We start from the raw sequence: 21,133 nt of genomic DNA on the forward strand, positions 1-21,133 counted from the left end.
GTCTTTACTTATTGATTAACTTTAAGTTTTTGGAAAAGTTCTTCGTAAAGTTCAGCTTTATCACCAACATCATCTTGCCATGCACCATTGTCCATCACATCTTGTGGAGGGAAAATGTTGCTGTCTTCATGGAATGATTTAGGCAAATATTTGTACGCTGTTTTCACTGGTGTAGGGTAGCCGATCTCTTTCGCGATTTTTGCTGCATTTTCAGGGCGTAGTAGGAAGTCGATCATCTTATGAGCCGCTTCAATGTGTTTAGCACCTGAAGGGATCGCTAGGCTGTCCATCCAGAAAATAGCGCCTTTCTTCGGCCATGCAATTTCCACTGGAGCACCTTCTTGGCGCGCCATGTAAGCAGAACCATTCCAAAGCATACCAAGGCTTACTTCACCCGCGATATATGGGTTTGCAGGGAAGTCTGAGTTGAATACCAATACGTTCGGCATCAATTTTTTCAGTTCTTCGTACGCTGCTTGGATCTCTTTAGGGTCTTGCGTATTAGGTGAGTAACCTAATTTGCTTAGGGCAATATGGAACACTTCACGAGCGTCATCCATTAGCAATAGTTGACCTTTGTATTTAGGATCCCATAGATCGCCCCAGCTAGTAAATTTAGTTTTGTCGTAAAAGTCTTTATTTACACCAATACCCGTTGCACCCCAAATGTATGGGATAGAGTATTTGTTTGCTGGGTCAAAAGATTTGTTTAAGTAGTTTGGATCTAAATCTTTAAAGTGGCTTAGTTTAGTGTGGTCGATTTCACGTAACATGCCTTCTTTACGCATCTTTGATACGAAATAAGTAGAAGGAACAACTAAGTCGTAACCGGTGCCTTGAGTTTTCAATTTAGCATACATAGTCTCGTTAGACTCGTATGTTGAATAGATAACTTTAATACCTGTTTCTTTAGTGAAGTCTTGAAGAACCTCTTGAGGAATATATTCTGACCAGTTGTAGAAATACAACTCGTTATCGTCAGCCATCGCGTTTCCGCTAAACAAAGCCACTGCGCAAAGTGCGCTCGCATACAATTTTGTTTTCATTACTTTTCCATGTTTTTATGCAAGAAACTCACTTGGAGTAATTGTACCGATCATCGCAAATTCAAATTGAGAATTACGGTGAGGAGTATTACGAAATGCAATAAGGCACGCATTATAGCAATAAATAAAAAAATAGGCAGCTATTGCTACCTATTTTATTGAAACTATTGAACTATTGTCCCGCTTTTAGTTTTAAAAAGTACTGTTCGTATTTCACGTTTTTATCGCCAACTGCAGCTTGCCATTCAACACGATCCAAATCTTGTTGAGAAGGGAACAGGGCTGGAAGGTCTTTGAATTTGGCATTGGACTCTTTCACACCAGTAAGATAACCTGTGCCATTAGAGATGCGTTCAGCAATATCAGGGCGTAATAAGAAATTGATCATCTGGTGTGCTGCGTCAATATGAGTTGCTCCAGAAGGAATGGCAAAGTTATCAACCCAACCGATACCCCCTTCTTTAGGGAACACGAGTTTAAGCGGTAAACCTTCTTTTTGCGCAGCTGCAGCAGACCCGTTCCAAAGCATACCAACGCCAACTTCACCACTTAGGTAAGGGTCTGCTGGGTTGTCTGAGTTAAATACTAATACGTTCGGCATCAGTTTTTTTAGCTCTTCGTAGGCTTCATCGATCTGTTTTTCGTCGGTCGTGTTACCTGAATAACCCAACTTTTTCAGTGCGATATGGAACACTTCACGCGTATCGTCCATCAACATCAATTGTCCTTTTAGCTCAGGCTTCCATAGATCGGCCCAGCTTTGGAAATCTTTTGGATCGTACATATCCGTGTTAACAGCAAGACCTGTAATGGCAACAACGTGGGGAATAGAATAATTGTTGTTTGGATCAAAAGGCTTGTTTAAATAATTTGAGTCCAAGTTCTTGAAGTTAGGTAGCTTTGATTTATCAATCTTTTGTAGCATACCTTCATCACGCATTTTTGAAACAAAATAGGTAGAAGGAACAACCAAGTCATATCCATTGTTATAGGTCTTCATTTTGGCATACAAAGTTTCATTTGATTCATAAGTTGAATAAATAACTTTAATACCCGTTTCCTTTGTAAAGTCCTCGAGAATATCACTGCTTAGGTACGGTCCCCAGTTCATGAATACGAGTTCTTTGTCCTTGGCCAACGCAGAACCTGATGCCATTGTGAAAGCACATGCTGTTACTGCTAATGCTGCCCATTTTTTCATTATGTTTGATACTCCAAACCATTGCCTAATGGCGATGAGATAGAAAAACAGAATGACTAAGAAAGCCATTCTGTTTCGTGGGTTAAAATAAACTAAAGAAGTTTACTTTATTTTTTCCTTTGCTAACAACTGAGAAAGAACAACTAATATTAAAGATATGATCAGCATTACAGTTGCTAAGGAATTGACTTCTGGTGAAATGCCAACACGTACCATTGAATAAATTTTCAAAGGTAATATTTCGTATGTTGGACCAGTAACAAAAGAGCTAATAATGACATCGTCTAATGACAGAGTGAAACTTAATAGCCAGCCAGCTGCTACTGCAGGTTTTGCTAATGGTAAAATAATACTTTTTAGTATTGTCCACTCGCTTGCCCCTAAATCTTTTGCGGCCTCGAGCATTTTTACGTCAAAACCATTAAGGCGACTGTATACGGTGATAACCACAAATGGCAAACAAAAAGTAATGTGTGCAATCAAAAGGGTTAGTAGACCTAAATGTGCGCCTAAAACCAAAAATAGAGCGAGTAGGGAAATGGCCATAACAATATCTGGCGACATCATTACGATAAACAGCATGGTGCTGACCATCTTTTTCCCTTTAAACTCATAGCGGTATAATGCGACGGCCGTCAAGCTACCGATCAACGTTGCAGCTGTTGCAGAGATAACGGCAACAGTAAGAGAGTGACCAGCCGCTTGAATGAGACTGTCGTTGTTCATCAACGAGTGGTACCACTTTGTTGTAAAACCACCCCATTTAATACCGAATTTATTGTTATTGAACGAGTTTGCAATCAGCACAATAATAGGTAGGTATAAAAAGAGATAAACCAAACCCATAAAACTGAAGCGAATAGATTTACCCATTAGTCCAGCTCCACGTTTTTATTCATTAACTTACCTGCTCTGTAATAGGCATATAACATGACCGCCATAACAATCGTTAGAGCAATACTAGTAGCAGCACCAAATGGCCAATCTCGAGCGTTCAATACTTGGCTTTTAATCACATTACCAATCAGTGGGTTTTTAGCGCCACCCAATAAATCGGAAATGTAGAACATCCCTAACGCAGGTAATAGAACTAATAAACAGCCGCCAATAATACCTGGCATAGTTAATGGCAGAATTACCTTAGTCATGGTTTGGAGCTTATTCGCACCCAAATCACGAGCCGCCTCAATGTAAGTACCATCTAATTTTTCAATTGCAGAATATAATGGCAGAATCATAAATGGTAACAGAATATAAACCAGACCAATCATTACTGCGGTTTCGGAATACATAATTCGAAGCGGAGTATCAATAATACCAATACTAATGAGTATCTTATTTAGAATACCTTGAGTACCTAATACAATTTTGAGTCCATACGTACGAATCAGCGAGTTTGTCCAAAAAGGCACAATCACTAAAAACAGCATAAATGGGCGCCATTTTTCAGGCATTTTGGCAACACTGTATGCAAAAGGATATCCTACTAATAAGCACAAAATTGTTGCGATGATCGCCATATAAAACGAGTGAGCCACAACTTTTGCATATAACGGATCCAACAAGCGCAGGTAGTTATCAAAAGTAAAGGTGAATTCCAGTAAATTGGTTTCATCACGAGTAAGGAAACTTGTACCAATAATCATCAAGTTTGGTACGAGTACAAACAGGGCCAACCAACCAACGACGGTCAGAATAATGACCTTTTGTAGATTAAATTTGCTGGTCATCATCGAGAACTACCTCCCAGCTTTCAACCCAAGTGATCGCAACTTTTTGACCAATTGAGTGGTCAACATCGGGATCGTCCTCGTTAAAGAATTCACTTACCATGACGGTTTCACCGGAATCAAGCTCAATTAAAGATTCTAGAGTCATGCCTTTATAGGTACGATCGCGAACATAACCGATAATGCCGCTGTTTTCATGTTCTGAAATTTCTTCAATACGTAAGTCTTCAGGGCGTAATAAAACTTGGAGTTTTTTACTAGGTTGAATCTCGTGATCGTAATAGACCACGCTATCGGTGCCATTGATGTCTACAATAATCCGTTTCTCATCTAGGCGCTGCTTAGCAATAGCAGAGAACACGTTGATTTCACCAATAAAGCGAGCGACAAAGAGGTTTTTAGGCTCCTCATAAATCTCCCGTGGTGAGCCGTCTTGTTCAATAATGCCTTCACGCATCACGATAATGCGATCTGACATCGATAGAGCTTCTTCTTGATCGTGCGTAACAAAAATGAAGGTGATACCAAGTTTGCGCTGAAGTTGTTTCAGCTCGCTTTGCATTTGTTTACGTAGTTTGTAATCAAGTGCTGACAGAGATTCATCCAACAACAAAACTTTCGGCTTATTCACAACAGCACGAGCTATTGCAATACGTTGTTGTTGACCTCCAGACAACTGGTGAGGTTTACGTTGCGCCATCTCTTCCAAACGAACCATGCGTAGTGCTTCTAGCACACGAGGTTCAATGTCTGAATTAGGCACTTTTTGCATGCGCAAACCAAATGCCACATTCTCAAATACCGTCATATGCGGAAAGAGGGCATAGCTTTGGAATACTGTGTTGACATACCGCTGTTCTGCTGGAACTTGGGTAACATTTTGAGAATCTAGAATGACGTCGCCTGAGTCGACATTCTCAAAACCAGCAATCATTCTTAATACTGTGGTTTTACCACAACCTGAAGGGCCTAAGATAGTTAAGAATTCACCATGATTTACATCTAGGTTAAGGTTCGAAATGATTTCCTTACCATCGAAACTTTTACTGACACCAGCGAGCTGTACCACTGGTTTTTCAACGGAATGCTGTTCGTTCAACTTCTGTTTTTCTCCCACCTTGGTCTGTAGAAATCAACCTACATTTTTGACCGGTTGTTAAGACTTAATTGAGGCGCGCATCATAATAGGCATAAACGCGATTTCATAGTTTTTTCTGGTATGAAACACAAAAAAAAGCACAGTTACATACCTTAACAATTTCAGAGTGTAATAACAGCCTCTTATATAGAAGAATCCTGTTTTATAACTAAAAAATCGCAGAATATGTCAATTGCGATTTAGGTGCTGGTTGCATTCCAGTATAATGAGCAACTACCTTAAAAGTTATAATAGTTGAAATGGATGACAAGACGTTGACTGAAGCGTCCCAATTTCAGATATGAGAGTGAGAAGACCGTTAGAGCAGTTTATGAGTAATGAAATTGAAAAAGACTTTAATTTAGGGGGAACGGTCGAAAGTGCCCTCAGTGGACAGTATGAACTGAGTGTAACTAAGGTGTTTAAAGAAGCTTGGGATTGCACTATAAAGCATTTTTTCTCTTTTACACCTGCGATTATCCTATTGGCTATCCTGCAAGTTGTAATTTTCTTTATTGCCTTAAATATGCAGGTATTTGATATTACGAGTGTATTTGAACAACTTGCCCAAACAGGAACCATTCCAGCGGGTTTCATGCAGGCACTGTACATTGCAAACTTTAGTTATGAAGTCATCAGTGCGCCGTTTTTTGCTGGGGTATGTTTAATGGCTATGAGCCACGCTGCTGGTCTGAAAACCAAGACTCGACAAATAACCAGTGGCCTACAATTTACCGTTATGATCATTTTTGTGACATTAATTAGCTTGCTCTTACAAGGCATCGCCAATTTGTTGTTACCGGTGATTTCAATTTACTTATCTTTGGCTTTTAGTAATGCTGTGCTTTTAGTGTGTGAAAAGCATGTTCGACCTCTTAATGCGTTGCTTTTATCCTTAAGAGCGGTGAATCGGAAGATTTTTCAAATCGCGATCATCTATGCTGTACTTATGGGATTATTTTTGGCTGCTTTGATGTTCTACGGGGTAGGTTTGCTTTTCGTTTTACCGTTTTACTTTCATGTAAAAGGAATAATCTATCGCAATATGTTTGGAATTAGACTGAAAATTGTCACGACAAATCAGCACAATGGTGATGACGATCAAAACAATAATAGCCAGGTGTTTAATGCATAAGTACTTCATTATTGCAGCCGTATTAGTGATGGCCAGCTGCAGTGTTTACTATGCAAAACAGCATGATAGCTGGGGTATCTCATCATCCCAGCAATACAAACGAATGGCCCCCCCGCCAGCGTTCTCAAAGATAAAAGAGATCTCTGAGCGTAAAAAGGCTTTCCTTGATTATTTGGGTAAAGGCGTTACTAGTGAGAATGCGCGCATTAGAAAGGAGCGCGCAATGTTACTAGGGTTGCAGGAACGTGTGGCTAATAATGCTGTCACATCTCGTGACATCGTTAATGCCAAAGTGCTTGGTGAGCTTTATGGGGTTGAATTCGAAGATAAACAGATCACCAAAGCATGGTTAGATAAAATGTTATTGCGCGTCGATGTGCTCCCCAAAGCTTTGGTACTGACTCAAGCTGCGAATGAGTCAGCGTGGGGAACATCACGTTTTGCAGTACAGGCGAATAACTATTTTGGCCAATGGTGTTATCGCACAGGCTGTGGGTTAGTACCAAGGGAACGCAAAAAGGGAATGACTCATGAAGTGGCTAAGTTTTCATCGGTAAGCGAATCGATTCATCGCTATTACATGAATGTGAACCGTAACCGAGCGTATCGAAAATTACGCGTGATCCGGGCAGACCTTCTAAAACAAGGTATTGATGTCACAACGACTGAGGCTGCAATGAAGATGGTTGAAGGACTTAATAAGTATTCTGAGCGTGGCCAAGATTACGTGCAAGATATACAAGCTATGATTCAGCATAATAAGCAATATTGGGAAAAGTAACGCGTATATTTGGAACTATAAAAAAGCCGCTAATGCGGCTTTTTCTTATGATGGATATTATAAATTTGTCACATCCAATTGTAGACTTGGGTCAAAAGACATCACGTTATCTTCTTCATCTACTGGTTGCTGTGGCATTTCTTCTTTGTCAAAACCAATATCGCCACCATTTATCACACCTGAATCACGGTCGATTGATTTAAAATCAAACAACTCAAAATCCGCTAGATGGCTAGGCACCACATTTTGCATGGCGCGGAACATTGTCTCAATGCGACCAGGGAATTGTTTGTCCCATCCATTTAACATCTGTTTGATGTTTTGACGTTGCATATTCGGTTGAGAGCCACATAAGTTACATGGAATGATGGGATAACCACGCATATCCGAATATTTGATAATGTCTTTCTCACGGCAGTACGCTAAAGGACGAATGACTACGTGCTCACCATTATCTGAAACTAATTTTGGTGGCATGCCTTTCATCTTACCGCCGTAAAACATATTCAGAAATAGGGTTTCCAAAATATCGTCACGATGGTGGCCTAGAGCGATCTTTGTTGCGCCAAGCTCTTTGGCCGTACGATATAAGATTCCACGACGTAGACGAGAACATAGCGAACACGTGGTTTTACCTTCAGGTACTTTGTCCTGAACGATAGAGTAGGTGTCTTCTTCAACAATTTTATACTCAACCCCCAAACTTTCTAAATACTCTGGCAATATGTGGCCAGGAAAGCCCGGTTGTTTTTGGTCTAGGTTGACTGCTACAAGTTCAAATGAGACTGGTGCACTTTTTTGCAAACTCATTAGGATGTCTAGCATGGTAAAACTGTCTTTGCCGCCAGATAGACAAACCATGATACGGTCGCCTTCTTCAATCATGTTGAAATCAGCAATGGCTTGGCCGGTATTACGACGAATACGTTTTTGCAGTTTATTAAAATTATAGTGTTGAGCTTTGGTTAGCTCTTGAGTTTGCTCGGTCATTAGCTTGCAGTCTTAATCTTGAAAACAAAATGAAGTGCGTATGATACGCATAAATAGGACAGATTCCAGTTTTTAGCGAAGTAAAACAAAAAAATCCCCGAGCCAAGGCAAGGCTCGGGGAAGTGTTCGGTTTATTTCGCGTTACCGGGATCTAGCGGGCTAATATAGCCTTGTGGCTTCAGGGCGAGAATGTCGCAGTCAATTTTATCGATAACATGTTCTGCAGTGTTGCCGATAAAAACGGCAGAGAGCCCAGTTCGACCGGTTGTGCCAATAATACACATGCCCGCATTCAATTCTCGGGCAGCCTTGGGTATCACGTCTTCGGGAAGACCTTGCTCAACAAGTGTGGACTCTTCACCTAGGCCATGTTTCTGCCTAAGCGCTTTCATCGCCGTTAGGTGATGACCTCTAACTGCATCGGTGTATGCGGTTGGATCAAACTCAGGCAATTCAATAGTGATGTTTGCGGGAGTAACAGGGTAGGCATTAACCAAATAAGGTTTAGCATCTAAGCGGCTGCTCAAACACTGCAACTGCTCGACCATTCTATCGTTAAGGTCTAAGTGCGCTTCTATTTCCGATGCGACATGCACTGAAGCAATAATACTCGCTCCGTTAGGCCATTCCTCATTTTTGACTAAAAGAACTGGTGTTGGACACTTGCGTAACAGGTGCCAATCTGTTGGAGTGAACAGTACCGATTCCAACACATCATGTTTGCGCGTTCCTTTAATGACGATATCGTGTTCACCGCTAAATACCTCACCAATGATCGCCTCATAAGGGCGATTATGCCAAACCACCTTAACATCAAAGTCAAAATGGTCACCAAGATAAGGTTCGGCAATTTTTCTCATCCACTGTTCACGTTGATGGATCACGCCACGTCTCATCGCATCACGCTCATCAGACGATAGCATAGAGGTCATGTCATAAGAAAAATCGTAAATCGACAGGAAGAGGGTAACGTGGCTTCGTGAGCGACTTTGAGCGGCGAGTTGAGTTGCTCTTGCTAGTGCTGGTTGATCATCACGATTGATATCTGCAACCACTAAAATTTTGCTGTAGATACTCATAACATTCTCCTTGTCATTGGAGGAGGACACTAAGATTACTTTAGCTCAGAACTGAGGATTATATTAGAAATAACGAAAGGAAAGGGAAAGAATTATGATGTAGCTCCACAATGAGCTACATCATTGATAATCTTACTAAGATTCTTTTGTGACGCCTGCCATTTCCATCAGAGCATCGTGGTCGAGGATAGTAATGTATTTACCTTTCACACTTAAAATCTCTGATTTTTGGAAACGTCCAAGTAAACGGCTAATGGTTTCAACCGTTAAACCAAGATAGTTACCGATATCACCACGCGTCATAGTTAAACGGAATTCGCGAGGGCTAAAACCTCGTTGAGAAAAGCGTGTTGATAAATTGTATAAGAATGCCGCTAGACGTTCTTCAGCGTTCTTCTTAGACAATAAAAGAATCATCTCTTGGTCGCCTTTGATCTCGTTACTCATCAAACGCATAATTTGTTGACGTAGCTTAGGCATTTTGCCAGACAAATCATCCAAGATTTCATAAGGAATTTCACAAACCATCGAAGTTTCAAGGGCTTGGGCAAAACTTGGGTGTGCATCCCCCGTGATTGCATCAAAGCCAACTAAATCACCTGCAAGATGGAAAGCAGTAATTTGTTCGTCACCTTGTTCGGTTATAGTGTAGCTCTTAATAGTACCGGAACGAATTGCGTAAAGGGACTTTAGTTCATCTCCCGCTTTGAAGAGTTCTTGACCTTTTTGAATCGGCTTTTTGCGTTCAATAATTTGGTCGAGTTGATCCAACTCTGACTCATTCAAAGTAAACGGGATACATAACTGACTGATACTGCAATCTTGACAGTGAATAGCACAACCACCAGATTGAATGCGCTTCGCAGCAGGCTTCTCAGAAATCATAATAACCTTTCACTAATTGATGTACGTCAATATTTTAGCATTACTAAAACATAAAGCATAGTTAAAATAAAATCCATTAAATTCAATTGGTTATAATGACATTCATGGCGTATCCATTCGATATGCATCTGGTAACTTCCAAATCGTAAATTTTGCTAACTCATCTCCATAACAAAAAGAAAAGAGTAAAAATAACTTTATGTTATTAATAGAGAACCTCACAAAGACATGGCAAATAGGTCTGGACTTCTTTCATCTTCACCGTTGAAATGTAATTGAGCAAATGCAAACCACAAATGATTGCACTAATCAAATTTGGCTAATTTTTTTGCATTTAGAGGTAGGTCAATACTGGTCGACTGTCTTGATCAAGGCTTACCTGATAATATTAACACAGCCAAATAACCTCAAGATGCTGTGTCAGTGCCACAACCAATTGATCGCATTTCGTTATTTTTGGTCGATGTTTTATGAATCGCTGTAGAATCACTATTAAGGGTTAATGAATGGCTGCGGAAAAACTCACTAAACAAAGATTGATTCAAATAGTGTTTATGTTGACGATACTGATCATCGCTTTTGTTTGGCGTACAGTAACGTATACCAATGAAACGATACTTGATTGCAAGGGCGAAGTAGTGTGTAGCGTCACTGTCTCTTCCCACACATTAACGATTTCCAAAATCGCCATGAGTACTTATGAGATTGATGGAATACCTAGTCAATGGGAAATCACCAGTGAAGTTGGTGAACTATCACACTTAGACGGAGGAAAATGGAAATTTGCTCTTGATGTTAGCCAAATGGAACAAAAGCCGACTATTCTCATTAACGGGAACACCCGTATAAATATGACTAGTGAGCAACAATAAAAGCAAAAATTTGCGAGCAATATTGAATCCTTTACAGTTTTAGCTTCGTTTCAATTTGGAAATTAGGGTATAAATGCAGCCAAATTCAATACTTAACAAATCGATGCGTTTTCTAACCTCAGTATCTCACGATCTCGATGAAAGGGTTGCTATTTCTCGTTTGAGCGACCATCTAGCTAAAGCTGATCTTGTATCACTGCTTTGTTACTACACCGAAGATTATGTTCCGGATAAGCTTGTTAACGAATTGCGAGTCGCTTTCCCTGGCATTCCATTTATTGGCTGTTCTTCCTGCAAAGGTGTTATGACGGAAACAGGTTTTCATTTAGGACCTGTGATCGCCTTAATGGGGATATATGACAAACACCCATGTGCATACGGCACTGGCCTCATCAATATGGCCTCTTGTGAGGATAAACATCAAATAGCGACAAAAGCAATCGAGCAAGCTCTTGCTAGTGCTGATCGTATTGGTGAAGTGCCGAGTTTAGTCGTTCTACATGCGACACCTGGTTACGAAGAATCATTTATCGATGCTATCGACCAAAAATTTGGAACTCAGGTACCGATTATTGGTGGTAGCGCGGCAGACAATCATATTCAGCAGCAATGGTCTATTATCAGTGACAAAGGTGTCAGTAATGATGGCCTAACGATGCAACTTTTCTTTCCCTCTAAACCACTAACCACAGGCTTTAGTGCTGGTTATTCACCAACCGAGTTTGAGGGAACAATTACTAAATCGCACAACAGAACGATTTATGAAATAGACGGCAAACCAGCCAAAGATGTCTACCGAAAGTGGATTCAACTGCATGCTGGAGAGAATATTTCTGAGCAATATATCTTCGACCATATCGCTCGCTTTCCTATTGGTCGTATTGCAGGAACCATCTATGAACAACCTTATTATAAATTGACTCACCCTCTGCAGCTAACGCCAGAAGGGGGGTTAGAATTGTTCGCTAATGTTGCGGATAACGAATCAATATGTTTAATGACCGGCTCTTTAGACCAGCTCATCTCTCGAGCGTCTCGCGTTATAAAAGAAGCAAATACGAAAAACTATCATGAATCTTTGGTCTTAGGCGCAATCATTATCCACTGTGGTGGCTCAATGCTACGCTTAGGAGCAGAAATTGAGAAAGTATATGCCAAGTTACTTTCTCAAATGAATGGACAACCGTTTATTTGTCCTTTTACTTTTGGCGAACAAGGACGATTCATTTGTGGCGAGAATGCCCACGGCAATCTGATGATTTCATCAGTAATATTTTATGAATCAGAGTAATTAGCGGGTTATGAACTCAGATAAAGCAGAGCTATTAAATGAAACCTTACTTGAGTTAGAGCGCAGTAAGGAACGCGAACAACGCTTAGCAGAAGAAAACCGAGTAATTCTTGCGGCGTTGTCTGCACTCAGTAATGCCGACAATAAGTACAAAATATTCGACGAGTTAAAAAAAGTACTGAGTCGCTATATCGAGTTTGATGATTTTATTGTTATCTCCAAGAGCAAACATCATTCCTCTTTCTATACCTTTTTGACGTCTAACGTGGCGTTTCAAGGTAAGCAATGGCAGCACACCGATAAATTTCAACGTGTATTAGACGGTGAAGGGATCATTTTGTTTGACCCCTGTGAACAGGATGAATTCCGTCACCTTAGTCGACCATTACAAATTCAAATTGGTACGGCCCTAATGACGGGGATTCGTGCTGAAGCCAGTGATTCAGTACTGCTGTTGATAGGAAGAAGGAAAGGGCAGTTTAGTCTGGAAACAAAAGCGACCCTGTTACGTTTTCGCCCTCTATTAGAACGTGCCATTAGTGATATCGAATATAAAGAAGAATTACAGCAACTGGTTAATATAAAAACCCGTGAGTTGTCGATCGCACAGAGACAAGCCGAGCAAGCTAACCAATCCAAATCGCAATTTTTGGCCATGATGAGCCATGAACTCCGCACTCCATTGAACGCGGTGTTAGGTTTTATTGATGTGCTTCGCCAAGAAAGTAATCAAGAGCAATGTAAACTGCTTGAGCAAATGGAAAGCTCTGCAGAGTTATTGTTGGTGATCATTAATGATATTTTGGATTTGACTCGGATTGAGTCTGGGCACTTTATGTTACAGTGTAACTGGATTAGTTTGGAGAAAAAACTAAGCCATTCATTGATGTACCATAGCCAGTTAGCTAAAGAAAAGGGCATCGATTTCACCGTGAATCAGTCACTGTGTTCGTCTTGTCTCTACTGGCTTGATCCAACGCGTTTAACCCAGATTTTGTTTAATGTTGTGGGTAACGCTATTAAGTTTACCAAGCAAGGCGCTGTTAATGTTGATTTGATTACCGACGAAAGTTGGTTGACTATTGTGGTTAGTGATACGGGTATCGGCATGGACGATGCGCGCATTGAACAACTATTTTCTCCATTTATCCAAGCTGATAACTCCATTACAAGAACCTATGGTGGTACAGGCCTTGGTTTAACGATTACCAAACATCTTGTTGAGCTAATGAAAGGCAAGATTGAGGTAAAAAGCCAGCTAAATGTGGGCAGCTCTTTTACAATTCGCTTGCCACTGAGATCTAAGCAAAGCGCAGAAAAAACGGAAGCGGAACCAGAAGTTAAAGCGTCTCAAAGCGAGATAGCAGAACCAATCCTGTCTAATAACCACATATTGGTTGTTGAAGACACCAAAACAAATCAAATGGTTATTAAACTTATCCTAAATCGTCTCGGATATAATGTTTCGTTAGCCGATAACGGTCAAGATGCCGTTGATTTGCTAACATCCGATGATCAATTTGACTTGGTTTTTATGGATGTTTCAATGCCAATTCTCGATGGTATTCAAGCCACTCAGCAGATCAGAAATAAAGGATTAAAGATTCCCATCATTGCCTTAACCGCACACACAATGATGGAAGATAAAACTCAATGCATTAACGCAGGTATGGATGACTTCATTATGAAGCCAATCCGCACTAAAGATCTTTCCCATGTGCTCGCCAAATACATAGTTCGCTAACACATCAAACACAGTTACGAGTCATTGGTCCTAATAATCATATTTTTAATCGAAGATGATAAATATGATTATTAGGTATTTTATGGTAAATACGATTATGTTCAATAAAGACCACTAGACCAGCCCAAAGAGGGTTATCTAAGGGCTAGTCTTTGTCTTCTTATACCTTATTTAACATAATATACATAATACGCACTAAGGTGTTAGGATTTAACATGGCTTTTTAAGCACTTAAATCGGTTCGATTTTACGTTCATCACACGCAAATCATTCAGTTTAAACATCGTCTTTGCTATCTAACAACAACTATTACCATTCACTAGAATAAGTTCTAACATCTCGCTATCGACCAAATCATTATGACGATTACCACAGAACTTACACTGGTAGCTGATGTTCAATTTTGCAATGGTTAACTAAATAATCTATTCCTTCATATCACAGCAGACTTTAATCATTGATGCTTACTAATGATGATGTTGAACACAATACATGTCAGATCTTATATCGTAATTGCTTGAATGCACGCCATGTATTCACTTTGCCTACCGAATAGCCTTTGCTTGTGATTGAAGTTGAAACTTCATCAGTTAGGAATTTGCAACCAATGACGGTCTCTGGTGTTTTAATCTCTCTGTAAGAATGTGTTAGTCACTTTCTCGATTGGAGATAATCTCATTGCATACTTCATACAAACGTCAAACACTCATTAAAAGTGACACTGTCATGATTTAATCATATTCATTTCATAATCACTGTACTTATGTGTCTTAGTGGCAAACTTACTTTCACAGTTCGTCGCTCGATATAAAGTACAATTGCATTGGCAAATATGTTCAACGTCTCCGAGCTGTTCGCTGACTGTGAGGACATGTGGTGATTTACGATGTTGAGCAACCAACACTTGAATGGTCCGGTGTCGTACTAATAACCCAGATGATCTTGAAAGCTATCTAGATATGAGTGTTAACCAGTAGTTAATTAATCTCCAATAGGTATCACACATCGCTTTGTGTGACATTGTCACTTTCATCACGTAAAATAACTAACATCCCAACTTATTGATTAATAGATATTATTTTTCTTTTTAAGCACAAAACACCCTACTTAATTAGTTGCATCACAAAAGGCCCGCTTTTAGCACTCTCTGCTGCCATGCTAATCAACCTACCTATAGGTTAAACCTTTCACTTGTTACCTGATATATAGGTATTTCCATTAGTAACTAGTGACAGTGGTTGTATTCATGTGATAACCGTTTGCCATTTAACAATATGTCTTTGTATGTGTGGCAAAACGTAGGCTTTTGCTATGGCCTGCCTATCGTTTCTAGAATTCACTAAAGGCTACCGCACAAAATGGCTAATATTTATTTAGCTAGTAAGCACCTTCCACTAAATCCATACAGGTTAAGTAATGATGTAAAGGATAGAAAATCGTGAAGAAGATACGGGGAGAGTTAACCAGCTCTAACCATCCGTTAGTTGCTGGAATAAAAAAAGAGCCCAACAATTGGGCCCTTTTTCAATCACTTAGGCGTAATTAATTGTAAAAGAAAAAATTATTTAACTTGGATGATTTTTTGCAGAAGTTCATTAAATTTGGCTTCTGTTAGGGGTTCCTGTTTGTGAGAGCCTGATTCCCAGGTGCATCCGGCGTCATTTAAAACAAATGAAAAACTTGGGGTATTGTTTGCACCACGAAGTTCCATTTTTTCGCGACTTGCAGAACCTTCAACTACGATGCCCTTTGGTGTAAGGAATGCGGTGTGTTTACCCGCAGTGAACTCTAAGGCATTTAGGTGATAAAGCTCTGATTCAGAATCGTGGAGTGTTTCCTGGATTTGATTTAATTTAACTTTATTGCTTTGAACTAATGGATTGACCCATTGTTTGACTTGAGCGTAGAACTTTTCAACATGCTGTGTGTATTCATCAGTTTGCGCTTTAGCTGTTTCTATATTTTTTTGGATTTTTTTCTCAATATTTCCAAGATCATGAAAACTCATTTGAGGCTCCTTTGTTAACTAAGAAACTGATTCGATTGTAGTCCTTTTAAATACAGATGGTTATCCCCTACTCAATCGGCTTATCACTATTGACACTAAACATATTTAATCGATACTTTTGGACGTAAAATACGATTTCAAACTGGGTGTAAGCATAAGGTGCCTATTCTAGAACACGTATTCGTATGTTTATTGAAGGTTGAGCAGACTTTTTTGTTGAATGCAGCAAAATAAAAAATAACCCGCCGAAGCGGGTTGAGCAGTTATGCACTGAAAAAGGATATCAGACAACGTAGATGCTTTGTCTTCACCAACCAATCTAATGGAGTTATTAACACATGCCCAACATAGTTCTCTCTTTTTTCGAGTCATTTCGCGTTTCTGCTGGTAACAAAATGTCGAAATATCATGATAGGTTGATAGCGCCGAGAGTTATGAAAAAACTCCCCATTATAGGTAATTCGCCTAATAGACTCCTTTGAATCAGATTCATGAGTGGTATAGTAAAAAGCAATGTACAACTCATTGTATATTGGCCATTTTTGATGTCTGAACACCAAAAATCGACCTAGACACCTCAATCATTAGGGCAATTAATCTCATGAAAAAAGTCTTGGAAGAAAAAACTAAACTGTCAGATGGCACTGAACGTTACACTTATACCGATGGTCAGAGTTACCTATTGCACCCAGATGGATCTTCAGAAAACATTACACCGCTCAAATCTATCGAACTGCAAAATGGAGTAACAGCAACATCTGACAATAAAGGTCGAGAATCCACAGTAACAACCCGCTTAGGTTCATTAAGAATTCGTAAAATAACCCTGTCAAACGGAGGTTCCGCAACGATAAAAGTACGAAAAAACGGAACCATTAAAGAGTGGCAAACAGATCACGTACAAGCGTTAGCTAAAAATGGCTGCCTATTTTTAGGTTAACGGATTCGATTACGGTTTCATTACCGAACAATTGTTTAGCAAAAAAGCAAATACTGTACATATAGACAGTGTTTGCTTTTTTGCTTATTTATTATCCTGATATTGAGCAATTACCACACAAAACCTCTATAAATTGTTACGTCAAACCTAAAATCAATATTAAACAATGCTGTACATAAATACAGTATTTAAAAATAAACATCCATTACGGTATTGGTTATTTGATCTAAAATGCATATGAAACGACATCGTGAGCTTATTTGGATATATACCCAAGTAACCTCAAGATGCGGTTTCAGCGAGGATGTATTCGCTTATAGGCAAGGCACCGATTTGAATACCTAGTTATTCTACGTAGAAAATCGGTAACGCAGCATAGGAGCGAATACAACTCGCCCCTTGGGAGCTCATCAACAAGGCCATTTCTGCGCCCAATGACGTTGAAAGGGAATGACCATTCCTGCCGTCATTGAGCTTGACCTGTGCTCGTTGATGAAGCTCTGAAGTCTGCATCTTGAGGTCATTTGGGTATACAATGAGAAACAAAATAGCCCCAATAGGGGCTTATTGATGGTTGATAAAAGAAAATAATAAAATGGTTTATCCCAAATCTGCTTCACGCTCTCTAATCTATATGGCATGTTTCGCAGCAATAGTGGCAAGCTCTACAACGATGATGGAGCCTAGATGCCTTTTCTAAAGCGTTCTGAACCGAACTAAAGTTGCCTAAATAGGTTCTTTCACTAGGCAAAGGCATATGGGTACAACCATCTTCATGAACATGGTATTCACCATTGGTTTGGGCATTTTTATCCAGATAATATACAGGCATATTGTTCACCTTATTGGTTTCTCATACCACTTAAAACGTTAGTCGTTTATCCCGTCATTTAGGGTGATTTAGTTTCCAATATTGGTTGTTAGCAATGTGATGCCCCGCTCGAATTTAAAAAGTAAGTAGGTATTAGAGGATTTGACTGAATTTTTATGTACAGGTTCGATGAAGCAAAAGAATATTTCTATGAAATTAAATATAGTTATAGTGCATTAGGTATGTACAAAAAAGCCTTACTTTAAAGCAAGGCTTGAACATTATCGACTCTTAACTTTCTGATTAACGGTTTTAAACCCTTGATGTGGAAAAACATTACGGATACGTTGTTGCACTTTTTTGGGTACTTGAGCAGAAAATACCAGCTTAGAACCTGTACGTAACTGGTAAACTTTGATCATGCCGCTAAATGGTGAATGTTCGCCAATCTCTTTTAGATGGTGCTTAAACGATGGCGGACAATGCCCTTTTACTGGCCCTAATTTGCCATCTTTAACCTGAATTTTAAGAACAGGACGGTCTAGAACCAACCAAACAATGACAACAACTGCAACAATGATCAAATACCACATGGAATCCCCCTAGTCAGAAAGCAATTTGCTTAAATCTTCTTTTAAGTTGGTAACGGTACGGCTTGCTTTTTCACTTCTTGAGGCTTCACTGAGCAAATATTCAATCGCGTCAGATAAGGTGCACCCTAACTCGTTCGCCCTTTGCGATAATTTTTCCCACACTCGATAATCCAAATCGATCGACTTTTTACGAGTATGAATTTGCTCAGCATTAAAATGACGTTTACGTTTCGCACGAATGGCTTGTTTGAGTTTGTTCTCTAATTCAGGAGCCATATGTTTATCAATCCACTCAAGCACCATGGTTGGCTCATGTTCAATGGATCTTAGCTGTGTAATTGCTAACTCAATTTCACTACGATCAATGTGTTGCGTAATCGCCTCTCCAGCTTTCCACTTATTGACTAAGTATTGCCATTTCCAACCACATTCAAGGTTTTCAAGTTGTTGATATTTCATTATTAACAAGTCCGTATCCGTTGATGGTGACAGCGTAACCCAAGGCAGCAATTGTTGCAATTTAAAAGAGAAAAAACTAGAGATAGATCTTATCCCTTAACGCTATTCGTCAAGCCAATTTTTCTATATAATTTAGCCCCTTTTATTCAGTACATCATTTCAATGACACAAGAAATTTGGCGTGCAGTTACGCCTCAATACGACGATTATGCCGAGCACTTCAACAGCTATTCGTCTTTATCAGAAAAAACGCTGCTTGACGTGCAACCACGTCTTTCCATGACGCTTTCTCAGTTTGTCGAAATGGAAGGCTTTACTCGCCTATTACTGATTAATTCGCCTGATAACACGATCTACCGTGGTGAAATTAAATCCAATCTACAGCAGATAGTTGGAGGAAATACCCCAGTTATCTCAACAGAAACGCTTGATATGAAGACCGTGTTTGGTCAACTAGTCACCGAACATGGCAAAATTATTGATTCAATTCCCGGGCTTCTAGATAAAGCGAACGGTGGTTATCTCATTGTTTCGGCAAATTTACTGTTAATTAGTCCAGCGGTGTGGCCGCTATTAAAAGCAGCGGTGCTCGGTGAGGATACCTACCCGATTCTTAGTAATCCTAAGTCACCGATTGCCGAGATGGCCCCCAAACAGTATCAAGTAAAATTAGTCATCATTGGAGACCGAAATCAATTAGGTGACATCGATTACCTTGATGCAGATATCCATTCAGGCCTGTGCTTATACAGTGAAGTGGAATCGGATTTAAAAATCGATGCCAATTCTATTGTCGATTACCTTAGTTACCTCAAATGGATTTGCCATCAATACGATATTCCTGAGCTTACAATCTCGGGAATTCAAGCACTAATGCGTGCTGGGGCTCGCTATACTGAAGATCAGCACTACGCCCCCCTTTGTTTGATGTGGCATCGTGCCATCTTAGTCGAATGCAAACACAAAGCAGCCGGCCGCACGATTGATGAAAACCATGTAGAGGCGGTGATCAGCGACCGTTACTTCCGAGCGTCATACCTTCCTGAGCGAGCTATTGATGATATTTTGGACGGTCAAGTGATCATTGAAACCCGCGGTGCGCAAATTGGTCAAGTCAATGGGCTTACCGTAGTCGATGTGGCCGGTCATCCTATCTCTTACGGTGAACCAGCACGTATCTCCTGCGTGATTCACTTTGGTGATGGCGATATAGCTGATGTTGAACGTAAAGCTGAGCTTGGCGGCAATCTTCATGCGAAAGGCATGATGATTATGCAAGCATTTGTGAGCAGTGCATTAGATCTCGATATGCCGCTGCCATTCTCTGCCTCAATTGTATTTGAACAATCTTATAGTGAAGTAGACGGTGACAGCGCATCATTGGCTGAGCTGTGTTCATTGGTAAGTGCCCTATCTGGTTTACCGATTGATCAACAAAAAGCCGTTACAGGAGCCGTTGACCAATTTGGCCGAGTTCAAGCTGTAGGCGGTTTGAATGAAAAAATTGAAGGGTTTTATCGCGTTTGCGAACATCATGGTTTCACCGGCAAACAAGGTGTCGTCATGCCGCAAAGCAACCTAAAACACCTTGCATTACATCCAGCGGTTGTAAAAAGTATTCAATCTGGAGAATTTAACATTTGGCCAGTGGCAACCGTTGATGATGTGATCCCACTTTTAATGAACAAACCTTTCCGCGGTGATGACGAAAACAGTGTTTTAAGTCAGATCGCGGAACGTATTGATAGTTTTGAAAAACATGAACAGCCAATGTCACTGATCGAACGCTTGAAAAACTGGCTATTTTAGTACTGATCGGACTTGTTTGGCGTACAGGTGTTCACTAAGATCGACCTGTCAAAAATTGGAGTAATTGATAATGCAGAATAAACGAGATTCATATAACCGTGAAGACCTACTTGCCTCAAGTCGTGGTGAGCTCTTCGGCCCTGGTTACCCTCAGCTTCCAGCACCAAACATGCTGATGATGGATCGTGTAACTAAAATGTCTGAAACCGAAGGCGAACATGGTAAAGGTCTGATCATTGCTGAACTCGATATCACTCCTGATCTATGGTTCTTTGATTGCCACTTCCCTGGCGACCCTGTAATGCCTGGCTGTCTTGGTCTAGATGCAATGTGGCAATTGGTTGGTTTCTTCCTTGGTTGGGTTGGTGGCAAAGGCAAAGGCCGTGCACTAGGTGTTGGTGAAGTTAAATTCACTGGTCAGATTCTACCAACAGCAAAAAAAGTGACTTATGAAATTACGATGAAACGTGTTGTTAACCGTAAACTAGTCATGGGTCTTGCTGATGGACGTGTTCTTGTAGATGGTAAAGAAATCTACGTAGCAAAAGATCTTAAAGTGGGCTTGTTCCAAGACACTTCTGCTTTCTAATTTGCACTGAACTAGAGAAAAGCGGCACATTG

General features: G+C 40.1%; 20 protein-coding genes. 8 read left to right on the plus strand and 12 right to left on the minus strand.

Annotated features, from left to right (window positions below; all coding sequences use genetic code 11):
- Nucleotides 1-8: 8 nt before the first annotated feature.
- From JCM16456_RS07600 to potA, 5 genes are all read right to left on the minus strand, one after another.
- A complete protein-coding gene (locus JCM16456_RS07600; protein WP_068713643.1) occupies nucleotides 9-1,046 on the minus strand; it encodes an extracellular solute-binding protein in 1,038 nt (345 codons plus the stop codon).
- A gap of 172 nt (nucleotides 1,047-1,218) precedes the next feature.
- Nucleotides 1,219-2,247, minus strand: a complete 1,029-nt coding sequence (locus JCM16456_RS07605; protein WP_068713644.1) for an extracellular solute-binding protein — start codon at nucleotides 2,245-2,247, stop codon at nucleotides 1,219-1,221.
- Between the two features lie 102 nt (nucleotides 2,248-2,349).
- Complete coding sequence (gene potC, locus JCM16456_RS07610; protein ID WP_068713645.1) at nucleotides 2,350-3,120, minus strand: spermidine/putrescine ABC transporter permease PotC; 771 nt, start codon at nucleotides 3,118-3,120, stop codon at nucleotides 2,350-2,352.
- Nucleotides 3,120-3,977, minus strand: a complete 858-nt coding sequence (gene potB, locus JCM16456_RS07615) for a spermidine/putrescine ABC transporter permease PotB (protein ID WP_179946800.1) — start codon at nucleotides 3,975-3,977, stop codon at nucleotides 3,120-3,122. The genes potC and potB overlap by 1 nt, the downstream gene beginning before the upstream one ends.
- A complete protein-coding gene (gene potA, locus JCM16456_RS07620; protein WP_068713647.1) occupies nucleotides 3,961-5,076 on the minus strand; it encodes a spermidine/putrescine ABC transporter ATP-binding protein PotA in 1,116 nt (371 codons plus the stop codon). The genes potB and potA overlap by 17 nt, the downstream gene beginning before the upstream one ends.
- A 370-nt stretch (nucleotides 5,077-5,446) precedes the next feature.
- Between potA and JCM16456_RS07625 the strand changes: the two genes are divergently transcribed.
- Both JCM16456_RS07625 and JCM16456_RS07630 read left to right on the plus strand, forming a co-directional pair.
- A complete protein-coding gene (locus tag JCM16456_RS07625) occupies nucleotides 5,447-6,250 on the plus strand; it encodes a DUF2189 domain-containing protein (protein WP_068713648.1) in 804 nt (267 codons plus the stop codon).
- Nucleotides 6,243-7,031 (plus strand): glucosaminidase domain-containing protein, encoded by a 789-nt coding sequence (locus JCM16456_RS07630; protein WP_068713649.1) that lies wholly within the window; start codon nucleotides 6,243-6,245, stop codon nucleotides 7,029-7,031. Before JCM16456_RS07625 ends, JCM16456_RS07630 begins: the two co-directional genes overlap by 8 nt.
- 57 nt (nucleotides 7,032-7,088) lie before the next feature.
- Here JCM16456_RS07630 and ttcA read toward each other — a convergent pair whose 3' ends face one another.
- The 3 genes from ttcA to JCM16456_RS07645 all read right to left on the minus strand — a co-directional run bounded on the left by ttcA (nucleotide 7,089) and on the right by JCM16456_RS07645 (nucleotide 9,985).
- Complete coding sequence (ttcA, locus tag JCM16456_RS07635; RefSeq protein WP_068713650.1) at nucleotides 7,089-8,021, minus strand: tRNA 2-thiocytidine(32) synthetase TtcA; 933 nt, start codon at nucleotides 8,019-8,021, stop codon at nucleotides 7,089-7,091.
- Nucleotides 8,022-8,152: 131 nt separating this feature from the next.
- Entirely contained in the window at nucleotides 8,153-9,100 is a 948-nt protein-coding gene (uspE, locus tag JCM16456_RS07640) for a universal stress protein UspE (RefSeq protein WP_068713651.1), read from the minus strand.
- Nucleotides 9,101-9,235: 135 nt separating this feature from the next.
- The gene (locus JCM16456_RS07645) at nucleotides 9,236-9,985 is read right to left on the minus strand and encodes an FNR family transcription factor (RefSeq protein WP_068713652.1); all 750 of its coding nucleotides are present in this window, start codon (nucleotides 9,983-9,985) and stop codon (nucleotides 9,236-9,238) included.
- Nucleotides 9,986-10,491: 506 nt separating this feature from the next.
- Between JCM16456_RS07645 and JCM16456_RS07650 the strand changes: the two genes are divergently transcribed.
- From JCM16456_RS07650 to JCM16456_RS07660, 3 genes are all read left to right on the plus strand, one after another.
- Nucleotides 10,492-10,857, plus strand: coding sequence for a hypothetical protein (locus tag JCM16456_RS07650; protein ID WP_068713653.1), 366 nt, complete (start codon nucleotides 10,492-10,494; stop codon nucleotides 10,855-10,857).
- Nucleotides 10,858-10,930: 73 nt separating this feature from the next.
- The gene (locus tag JCM16456_RS07655; protein WP_408068374.1) at nucleotides 10,931-12,148 is read left to right on the plus strand and encodes an FIST signal transduction protein; all 1,218 of its coding nucleotides are present in this window, start codon (nucleotides 10,931-10,933) and stop codon (nucleotides 12,146-12,148) included.
- Nucleotides 12,149-12,158: 10 nt separating this feature from the next.
- Nucleotides 12,159-13,892, plus strand: a complete 1,734-nt coding sequence (locus JCM16456_RS07660) for a response regulator (protein WP_068713654.1) — start codon at nucleotides 12,159-12,161, stop codon at nucleotides 13,890-13,892.
- 1,561 nt (nucleotides 13,893-15,453) lie between these two features.
- On the opposite strand, the gene JCM16456_RS07665 is transcribed toward JCM16456_RS07660, so the two are convergent.
- Nucleotides 15,454-15,900 carry a hypothetical protein gene (locus tag JCM16456_RS07665; protein ID WP_068713655.1) on the minus strand — a complete coding sequence of 149 codons (447 nt, stop codon included), beginning with the start codon at nucleotides 15,898-15,900 and terminating at the stop codon, nucleotides 15,454-15,456.
- 601 nt (nucleotides 15,901-16,501) lie between these two features.
- Between JCM16456_RS07665 and JCM16456_RS07670 the strand changes: the two genes are divergently transcribed.
- Entirely contained in the window at nucleotides 16,502-16,840 is a 339-nt protein-coding gene (locus JCM16456_RS07670; protein ID WP_068713656.1) for a hypothetical protein, read from the plus strand.
- A gap of 345 nt (nucleotides 16,841-17,185) precedes the next feature.
- Here JCM16456_RS07670 and JCM16456_RS23620 read toward each other — a convergent pair whose 3' ends face one another.
- The 3 genes from JCM16456_RS23620 to matP all read right to left on the minus strand — a co-directional run bounded on the left by JCM16456_RS23620 (nucleotide 17,186) and on the right by matP (nucleotide 18,703).
- Nucleotides 17,186-17,353, minus strand: a complete 168-nt coding sequence (locus JCM16456_RS23620; RefSeq protein WP_156430474.1) for a hypothetical protein — start codon at nucleotides 17,351-17,353, stop codon at nucleotides 17,186-17,188.
- A gap of 579 nt (nucleotides 17,354-17,932) precedes the next feature.
- Nucleotides 17,933-18,244: a DUF3634 family protein gene (locus JCM16456_RS07675; RefSeq protein WP_068713657.1), complete on the minus strand. Its 312-nt coding sequence runs from the start codon at nucleotides 18,242-18,244 to the stop codon at nucleotides 17,933-17,935.
- A 9-nt stretch (nucleotides 18,245-18,253) separates the two neighbouring features.
- The gene (gene matP, locus JCM16456_RS07680) at nucleotides 18,254-18,703 is read right to left on the minus strand and encodes a macrodomain Ter protein MatP (RefSeq protein ID WP_068713658.1); all 450 of its coding nucleotides are present in this window, start codon (nucleotides 18,701-18,703) and stop codon (nucleotides 18,254-18,256) included.
- 162 nt (nucleotides 18,704-18,865) lie between these two features.
- Here matP and JCM16456_RS07685 point away from each other — a divergent pair, with 162 nt between their 5' ends.
- Complete coding sequence (locus JCM16456_RS07685; protein WP_068713659.1) at nucleotides 18,866-20,512, plus strand: S16 family serine protease; 1,647 nt, start codon at nucleotides 18,866-18,868, stop codon at nucleotides 20,510-20,512.
- A gap of 70 nt (nucleotides 20,513-20,582) precedes the next feature.
- Nucleotides 20,583-21,101: a bifunctional 3-hydroxydecanoyl-ACP dehydratase/trans-2-decenoyl-ACP isomerase gene (gene fabA / locus JCM16456_RS07690; protein ID WP_068713660.1), complete on the plus strand. Its 519-nt coding sequence runs from the start codon at nucleotides 20,583-20,585 to the stop codon at nucleotides 21,099-21,101.
- Nucleotides 21,102-21,133 lie beyond the last annotated feature (32 nt).

It is taken from the genome of Vibrio tritonius (assembly GCF_001547935.1).
Taxonomy (GTDB): domain Bacteria; phylum Pseudomonadota; class Gammaproteobacteria; order Enterobacterales; family Vibrionaceae; genus Vibrio; species Vibrio tritonius.

Bases quoted from the DNA above. Each gene is read 5' to 3' on its own strand.
- JCM16456_RS07665 (WP_068713655.1), bottom strand. From the start codon at position 15,900: ATGAGTTTTCATGATCTTGGAAATATTGAGAAAAAAATCCAAAAAAAT.
- potC (WP_068713645.1), bottom strand. From the start codon at position 3,120: ATGGGTAAATCTATTCGCTTCAGTTTTATGGGTTTGGTTTATCTCTTT.
- JCM16456_RS07650 (WP_068713653.1), top strand. From the start codon at position 10,492: ATGGCTGCGGAAAAACTCACTAAACAAAGATTGATTCAAATAGTGTTT.
- JCM16456_RS07655 (WP_408068374.1), top strand. From the start codon at position 10,931: ATGCAGCCAAATTCAATACTTAACAAATCGATGCGTTTTCTAACCTCA.
- JCM16456_RS07645 (WP_068713652.1), bottom strand. From the start codon at position 9,985: ATGATTTCTGAGAAGCCTGCTGCGAAGCGCATTCAATCTGGTGGTTGT.
- potB (WP_179946800.1), bottom strand. From the start codon at position 3,977: ATGACCAGCAAATTTAATCTACAAAAGGTCATTATTCTGACCGTCGTT.
- matP (WP_068713658.1), bottom strand. From the start codon at position 18,703: ATGAAATATCAACAACTTGAAAACCTTGAATGTGGTTGGAAATGGCAA.
- JCM16456_RS07685 (WP_068713659.1), top strand. From the start codon at position 18,866: ATGACACAAGAAATTTGGCGTGCAGTTACGCCTCAATACGACGATTAT.
- JCM16456_RS23620 (WP_156430474.1), bottom strand. From the start codon at position 17,353: ATGCAGACTTCAGAGCTTCATCAACGAGCACAGGTCAAGCTCAATGAC.
- uspE (WP_068713651.1), bottom strand. From the start codon at position 9,100: ATGAGTATCTACAGCAAAATTTTAGTGGTTGCAGATATCAATCGTGAT.
- JCM16456_RS07630 (WP_068713649.1), top strand. From the start codon at position 6,243: ATGCATAAGTACTTCATTATTGCAGCCGTATTAGTGATGGCCAGCTGC.
- JCM16456_RS07660 (WP_068713654.1), top strand. From the start codon at position 12,159: ATGAACTCAGATAAAGCAGAGCTATTAAATGAAACCTTACTTGAGTTA.
- JCM16456_RS07675 (WP_068713657.1), bottom strand. From the start codon at position 18,244: ATGTGGTATTTGATCATTGTTGCAGTTGTTGTCATTGTTTGGTTGGTT.
- ttcA (WP_068713650.1), bottom strand. From the start codon at position 8,021: ATGACCGAGCAAACTCAAGAGCTAACCAAAGCTCAACACTATAATTTT.
- JCM16456_RS07600 (WP_068713643.1), bottom strand. From the start codon at position 1,046: ATGAAAACAAAATTGTATGCGAGCGCACTTTGCGCAGTGGCTTTGTTT.
- JCM16456_RS07605 (WP_068713644.1), bottom strand. From the start codon at position 2,247: ATGAAAAAATGGGCAGCATTAGCAGTAACAGCATGTGCTTTCACAATG.
- JCM16456_RS07625 (WP_068713648.1), top strand. From the start codon at position 5,447: ATGAGTAATGAAATTGAAAAAGACTTTAATTTAGGGGGAACGGTCGAA.
- fabA (WP_068713660.1), top strand. From the start codon at position 20,583: ATGCAGAATAAACGAGATTCATATAACCGTGAAGACCTACTTGCCTCA.
- JCM16456_RS07670 (WP_068713656.1), top strand. From the start codon at position 16,502: ATGAAAAAAGTCTTGGAAGAAAAAACTAAACTGTCAGATGGCACTGAA.